This window comes from Psychrobacter sp. FME13 (assembly GCF_014861395.1).
Lineage (GTDB): Bacteria > Pseudomonadota > Gammaproteobacteria > Pseudomonadales > Moraxellaceae > Psychrobacter.
In genome coordinates this window covers 1-6,563 of sequence record NZ_RRYV01000170.1, presented here as the reverse complement: position 1 = coordinate 6,563, position 6,563 = coordinate 1, and the positions used below count along the sequence as shown (strand labels likewise).

Annotated in this window: 6 protein-coding genes; all 6 read right to left on the bottom strand. The window is 38.4% G+C overall.

Going from position 1 to position 6,563, the window contains the following annotated elements:
• Nucleotides 1-22 precede the first annotated feature (22 nt).
• The 6 genes from EI164_RS13940 to EI164_RS13915 all read right to left on the bottom strand — a co-directional run bounded on the left by EI164_RS13940 (nt 23) and on the right by EI164_RS13915 (nt 6,220).
• Nucleotides 23-1,459: a contractile injection system protein, VgrG/Pvc8 family gene (locus EI164_RS13940; protein ID WP_192520531.1), complete on the bottom strand. Its 1,437-nt coding sequence runs from the start codon at nt 1,457-1,459 to the stop codon at nt 23-25.
• Nucleotides 1,460-1,546: 87 nt separating this feature from the next.
• On the bottom strand, nt 1,547-2,005 hold the full coding sequence (locus EI164_RS13935) for an IS630 family transposase (protein ID WP_318779554.1): 459 nt from the start codon (nt 2,003-2,005) through the stop codon (nt 1,547-1,549).
• A gap of 34 nt (nt 2,006-2,039) precedes the next feature.
• Nucleotides 2,040-2,393 carry an IS630 transposase-related protein gene (locus EI164_RS13930; protein ID WP_192520530.1) on the bottom strand — a complete coding sequence of 118 codons (354 nt, stop codon included), beginning with the start codon at nt 2,391-2,393 and terminating at the stop codon, nt 2,040-2,042.
• A gap of 182 nt (nt 2,394-2,575) precedes the next feature.
• Nucleotides 2,576-2,926 carry a hypothetical protein gene (locus EI164_RS13925; protein WP_192520529.1) on the bottom strand — a complete coding sequence of 117 codons (351 nt, stop codon included), beginning with the start codon at nt 2,924-2,926 and terminating at the stop codon, nt 2,576-2,578.
• A gap of 361 nt (nt 2,927-3,287) precedes the next feature.
• Entirely contained in the window at nt 3,288-5,024 is a 1,737-nt protein-coding gene (locus EI164_RS13920; RefSeq protein WP_192520528.1) for a hypothetical protein, read from the bottom strand.
• A 30-nt stretch (nt 5,025-5,054) separates the two neighbouring features.
• Nucleotides 5,055-6,220 (bottom strand): IS3 family transposase gene (locus EI164_RS13915; RefSeq protein ID WP_192520527.1). Its coding sequence is split into 2 segments (ribosomal slippage): nt 5,055-5,962 and nt 5,962-6,220, totalling 1,167 coding nucleotides; the frame shifts between segments, so codons are not numbered across the junction.
• Nucleotides 6,221-6,563 lie beyond the last annotated feature (343 nt).

Genomic DNA, 6,563 nt, shown 5'->3' with positions numbered 1-6,563 from the left:
TTCTTTGGGTTAGTATAGCCTCTTAGCAGTTGTCCAATTTAATTATGCCACTACATTGTAAGCTATCTTCGGTAACAGTAGCGGCATAGCTTGGAGCGATAGAGGTACTTCTATTACCCGTACGCGCTTGGGTGAATCCGCTATAGGTATGACTGGCAAAGGATGCATCGCTCGGATAAGGGCAGTAGGCAATGGACGCATCAAGTAGCTGAGCACTCACCCATACTCCTGTATTGCGGGCTATTTCATAGGCGTAGTTGGGTATGCTATTTAAGGTTAGGATAGAGAGCGATTGTGCAGCTATAGAGCCTCGGTTATTTTGATTATAGTGACTTTGTTTGCTTGTGCGTTCAAGCCAGTTTTTTATCATGGTTTGGTGTTGATAGGCGACGCTGTCACTGTCAGGCTCTATACCGATTATCAGCATCGATAAGCAATGGGTGTCGATGCTCTGAATATTAGGGATGTTGTTGATAGCCACAGGTGCGCCAACATGCATACCACGTAGCGAGCCTGTGACGGTGTAGCTGCTGCGATGAGAGGCGTTGGCAGCGACCCACAGTTTCGCTAATCGGGTGGCGTCACTATCACTGCTGACTCTAGAAGGCGCTGCAATCAGTACTGCACTATCCTCTATAGCTAAAGTAGAGTCATCATCGGCCGCTCCCTCATAGATAGTGTCAGCTGCTAAGCCATCAGCGCGGACGGTTACGGTGCGAGTACCTCGCTGTGTAACCATCGGTTGCAGCTCATCGACGGTGTCTTGACCTGAGACAATAGCGTCTTGATCATAGCGGTAGGTTAAGGGCTTCGTGCTTAGGTTGCGACTGTCCTCTTCATCGTTATTTTTTGCGCTTAGATCATTAGTCAGTAACCAATAGCCTAGATCGTCAGTTGAGTCACCTGATATCCATAAAGTGGATATGCCAATATCAGCGAGCATTCCCACAATAAACTCCCAGTTATTAATATCAGACTGGGTACGCAGGTTAAGCGGTTGTTGCAATGGCTGAAAGGACTGTTCAGATGATAGTAGAGTCTCAGAGAGTTGCCAATTGAAATTATAGTTTGCTAGGACGTCAGTGATGATATCAAGAGTGGACTGTCCTGTGTAGCTGCGAGTGGTAATAGATTGAGTAAGCAGCCATTCAGGGGTGACTACTCCTAAACTATAAAAGTGCAATGCGTCATCTGAGTGCTCATAATTAATACTTTGAATAATGCCTGTGCGATGATTAGGAATACGGCTAGCAGATAGGGTTGTTAGGCATATTGAGCTGTCAAGCAAAGTTGAACAGGCGTTGGCATCTAGAAAGTGATAACTAAATATGAGTATTTCAGCGCAGCAGGTTTTGTTAATAGCACTTTGCCAGCGAAAGGCTATAGGATAAAGATCGAAAGGAGCCAGTAATTCTGTATCAATACTAAGCTGATGCAATCGAGCGGTTTGTGATGGCATAGAGGAAATCTCAGAACTGATTGATTTTAGAATGATGAATAGATTAGTGTTTCTTGTTATGACATTATGGAGTTTATTAAAATATAGTCAGTCTATAATAAAAGAGATACAGCCCATATTATGAAACAGTTTAAGTAGATTATTTTCCATCCATCCTTGTCGTAGAGACTTAGCTTGTGCCCACTTCTTTTCAATGGGATTTAAATCAGGACTGTAGGGTGGTAACCAAAGAATACGATGGCCATGCCTATTGAGTAGTTTTTGAATACGTTTACTTTTATGAAAGCGGGCATTATCCATAATAATCACGCACTTTGTTTTAAGGCTTGGGATAAGCGTGAACTTGCACCAGTCGTAAAATACGTGACCATTAATGTTTGTCTCAAAGTAATCAAGCGCAAACAGCACCTTTTCATAGAGAGCACCAATGACGTTTGTTCGCTTTTTTGCTTGCCAGTTGTAGCGATCAATGCAGGGTTTGCCGATCGGTGAATAGCCATAAGGACGAATCGTTTCAGCCTCAAAACCACTTTCGTCCATATACACAATAGGATAGCCTTGCTGTTTGAAGCTATCAAGCTTAGCCTGATATTTCGCTCTTTTTATCAGACACGATTTTGGGTGTTCTAAGCTCTTTTTTTTGACTAATACCGAGGCGCTTTAGGGCAATCTCAATACCCGATTTGCTGCATCCTAGACGCTGTGCTCGCTCGTACATGTAATCGTCTGGATATTGAGCAACGTCTTTGAGAAGAGCTTCATTCGGTATTTTACTTGGTGGCTTATCCCTATTTTGCTTGATATTTGGGTTTTTTAGCCAACGCTGTAATGCGGTTTTGCTAATGTTATAGAAAGTACAAGCTTGACGAATACTCATGCCTTGTTCTTTAACACTTTTGATAACTTGCGCTCGAAAGTCTGCTGAATAGGTCATGTATTCTTCTGCCGTATCATTTATTTTAAAAACATTGTATCTTATTTATAGAAGACTGACTATATTATAAACTAATGTTAATAATACTTTATTAGCTTCTTATTATTTATGTTTATAGGTAGACTAAACTTTACTATTTTTCTAACTGCAAAAAGTCCAGTTATTTAAAAAATTAGTTGAATCTAGATATTGTCTTTAAGATATTTCTGTTTCTCATCACATAAACTTAGACCAACTTCTATAGCTGCATTAAGATCAGCATCTTTTTTGATGCTATATGGCACGTTTGAACTCATACCACTTAGTTTTAGAGAATCGACGGCTGCTTGGTTGAGCGGTATACCAATATAAGACTCATCTGTGAAACCTTTTGGCATAAAATACACTTCACTACCAAAAGTTGGATTATATCCACAAGAAATTTCGCCATAAGTTACAGTGAAAGGATAAGGTGTAGCATGCTCAAAAGACCATAAAATTTCATTTACATTAACAAAACCTGTACCATAATATTCATCATATACTGAAGGCACGGGAGTACAAGTAACTATGGGCTATGGGCTATGGGCATAAGCTAAATATTGGCTTAAACATAGTACATTACTAACTTTATTATTATTAACAAAACCTTATCAAAATTGATCATCGTTTTAGCTTTAATAAATAATAGTGATTATCTATTAAAGCTAACGTATTATAAGTTGATAATACTCTAAAGTTTTTTATTCTCTCAACAAAACATGGTTTGTATACCTCTATCATAAAACAGACCTCTTGCAAAAGTACCAGTTCATTGACTTTCACTGATGGATTTACGAGGGCTAGCGATGACTTATGCAAGAGGTCTAATAAAAAATTATTTTTTTAGCTATTAGAATTTTGGGATATATCTGATTACTCATTGATATTATTTATTCCATTTAGTATCCAATTAATTTTTTTACCTTCTTCGACCAAACCATTCTTCCTTTTTTTGCTATGCTTAAATAATGCCATATTGCCATTAAAAGAATCAACATAACTCTCAGATAGTGAACCTTCCATTTGTGCAACAATTATAAGTATGGACAATAGACCATTCTCGTTCTCAGGCCTTAAAAAATAAGCCTCATCGGTAACTTTAATGACTATTCCACTCATCCCTTTCTTTTCTTTATCAGGTCTTGCATCACTATCTATAATGTAGTAAATCTCATTATCTATTAATACTCTAATTACCAGAACTTCATATGGATACTTAGTAGGATTAAGTAACTTATGACTCAAAGCCATAGTCGTGAAATCATCCTCATTGTTAAATCCTGTGCCAAAAGTAAACCATTCGGCTCGAACCCTACCATTTACCTTTTCACGAAGCTCTTTAGCATGAGTCCATAATTTGTCAAGACGTGCTCTGGACTTACCAGTATCAGTACTAGGTGCGAATGCAATTTCTAACCATCCTATATCACCCCTATTATTTGCTATATCTCCGACAGCAAACTCGTTTGCTTCGGGCGGATAGATAGCTTGCATATTACCCCTATCGTTTCTATCAGATTGCTGCCTATAGTTTTCTAATATCCATCTTTCTCCTAAAATCTCTAAGCACTCTTTAACTACTGCTACCTCTAAATTATTAACATGATAGTCAGGGTTTAGATCTATATCTTCTACGTTTTCTCTTTTAGTCAGAGGTTGATAATATCCATCTAATGTTTCTTCTAAATCAGCTAAATCGCTAAGTTTATTTTTAAATGAAGGTGATAGCATAACTCTTATGACGTTCTGATCGTCTAAAAAGTTAGGTTCTGACATACCTGTTATCTGTATGCATAAGAGTGTTCTAGCATCTAATCTCATAACCCTACATTTAGCTTGGATTGGATCTGTATGCCAGGGTTCTACTGGTAGATCGATTTTTTCACTACCATATTCGTTCATTCGTTGTTGATGGACATTAGACACTAAGTCTTTTACGGTCGTCTTAGCATAAGCATTTGTTTTCAAAAAATGTAATAGTAATGCATCACGTTTTACAAATCGGCTTGGCAAATATACTGAGTTTTCAACATCCTTATTGTTTTTATCTAAAAGACATCTTCCTATGACTGTCCTTTTTCCTTGTAACTCAGGAAAATTTTCATTACCCCAAGTTGAGGTGAGTAGTACACGTTTTATCTCCGTTGAATACCCATAGTTTGCGTTAAAGAATATTAGAGGGTGAATAAGCAAAGTTTGAATCTCACCCGATTGATCTTCAAAATCTGTTGAAATGATAGATAGGTTACTATTGGTAAGTAGTCCTGAATAATTTTGAACAATTCTGTCTCTTAGCTTTCCAACGTCCAAACCTTCTGGCTGATACTTTGTATTTTCATTATTAAGTGTTAATTCCATTTCTGGAAAATAATACCTTGATATACAAATGCCATTACGCCAAATAGAGCCTATTGGCATTTTTAGTATATAGTTGAATGGTAATTCAAGGACGCTTTGATATTCTCTTCCGCTTTCATTAGCCAAGCTTATGTTTAAAAAAGCAATTTTTATTAAAAGTTGTGAATTATCTCGACTATCCTTTTTTTTAAGATAGCCGTAGTAGGTCACCACGTAATCATCATTATATTTAAAAGTGACCCCTGCCGTCAAATCCGTAGAACCAAACTTGGGAGATTTTAATTACGCAGCCTGACGATAAAAGTCAAACCACACCTGTCTTGGCGATTTATAGCCCAAGCTCTTTTGAATCCTAGTCTGATTATAATACAACTCAATATATCCAATAATATCTCTGATGGCTGCAAATCTTGTTTTATAGTCTTGGTGATATACAAGCTCGTTCTTTAATATGCCCCAGAAGCTTTCTATGGGTGCGTTGTCAAAGCAGTTGCCTTTAGCACTCATTGAGCCTTTAAACTGATGCTGCTTGATGATCTTGTGATAAGCGTGGCTACAGTACTGACTGCCTCTATCAGAATGCACAATTAGCCCTTGGCTTGGTCGTTTATTCTTGATTGCCATATTGAGTGCACGGCATACTAAATCTGCTGTCATGCGCTTATTAATGGCGTAGCCGACCAGCTCTTTGGTGTATAAATCTTTTACTCCTGCTAAGTATAGCCAACCCTCGCTTGTCCAGATATAGGTGATATCACTGACCCAAGACTCATTAGGACGCTTAGCATCAAACTGCTGATCGAGCACGTTTGGATAAACCATTTTATTATGGTTTGAGTCCGTGGTGACCTTAAAGCGTTTGTGGCGACGGCATTTGATGCCATGTTCTTCTTTGATACGTCTGACCATGTACAAGCTAATGTCATGGCCTTGCTCTATTAGCTTTGCATGCAGTCGCTCAACACCATAGCGCTCACGAGTTTCACTGTGAGCGGCTCTAACCAGTAGCTCAGACTGGTTACGATGTATCTGTTGGTCGCTGATATCGCGATTTATCCAGTCGTAATAGCTTGATGGCTTAACCCTTAATACACGGCACATAGAGACGATACTAAAGGCCTGTCTATTAGTTTTTATAAAGGCGTACTTCACTAACTGTTTTTCGCAAAGTACGCCGTGGCCTTTTTTAGGATCTCTCGTTCCTCTTCAGCCACTTTAAGCTGCCGCTTGAGCTGCTTTATTTCCTGAATAGCTGCCATAAGCTCAGGATCATATTGTTCTGTGCCGACAAGTTTGCCTTGATTGGCTTTATTGTTCCAATTAGATAACGTTTGCATCGCTATGCCAAGCTGCTTTGCGGTCGCTGAGATGTTGCCGTTATTGTCTGCTATCTTCTTAACGGCTTCTGCTTTAAATTGGGTGCTATAAGTTCTGATCTTCTTGGTCATGGTAAACTCCTCATCGAGTCGTTAGTTTACCAAGTTTATCTCTACGGTTTCTTCAGCATAGCTCAAAGCTTCACGGCCTTTGAATTCATTGTACCTTTCTATATATTTTCTAATTCCGATTGATGTTTTATAAGGTATTATAGGATTGTCTTCAAACTTTGAATAAATCATTAAGCATTGTCCATGTGACATTTATTAAGGAAATATAACATACATTTGTTGCTATTAATTGAAGAGTCTAATATATGACATCTATTGGGTAAATTTGACATTTATTAGGAGAAGTGACAGGTTAAGCGGCTGACTATGGAGCGCGACATATTAAAAAAGGCTTCTGCTCTGC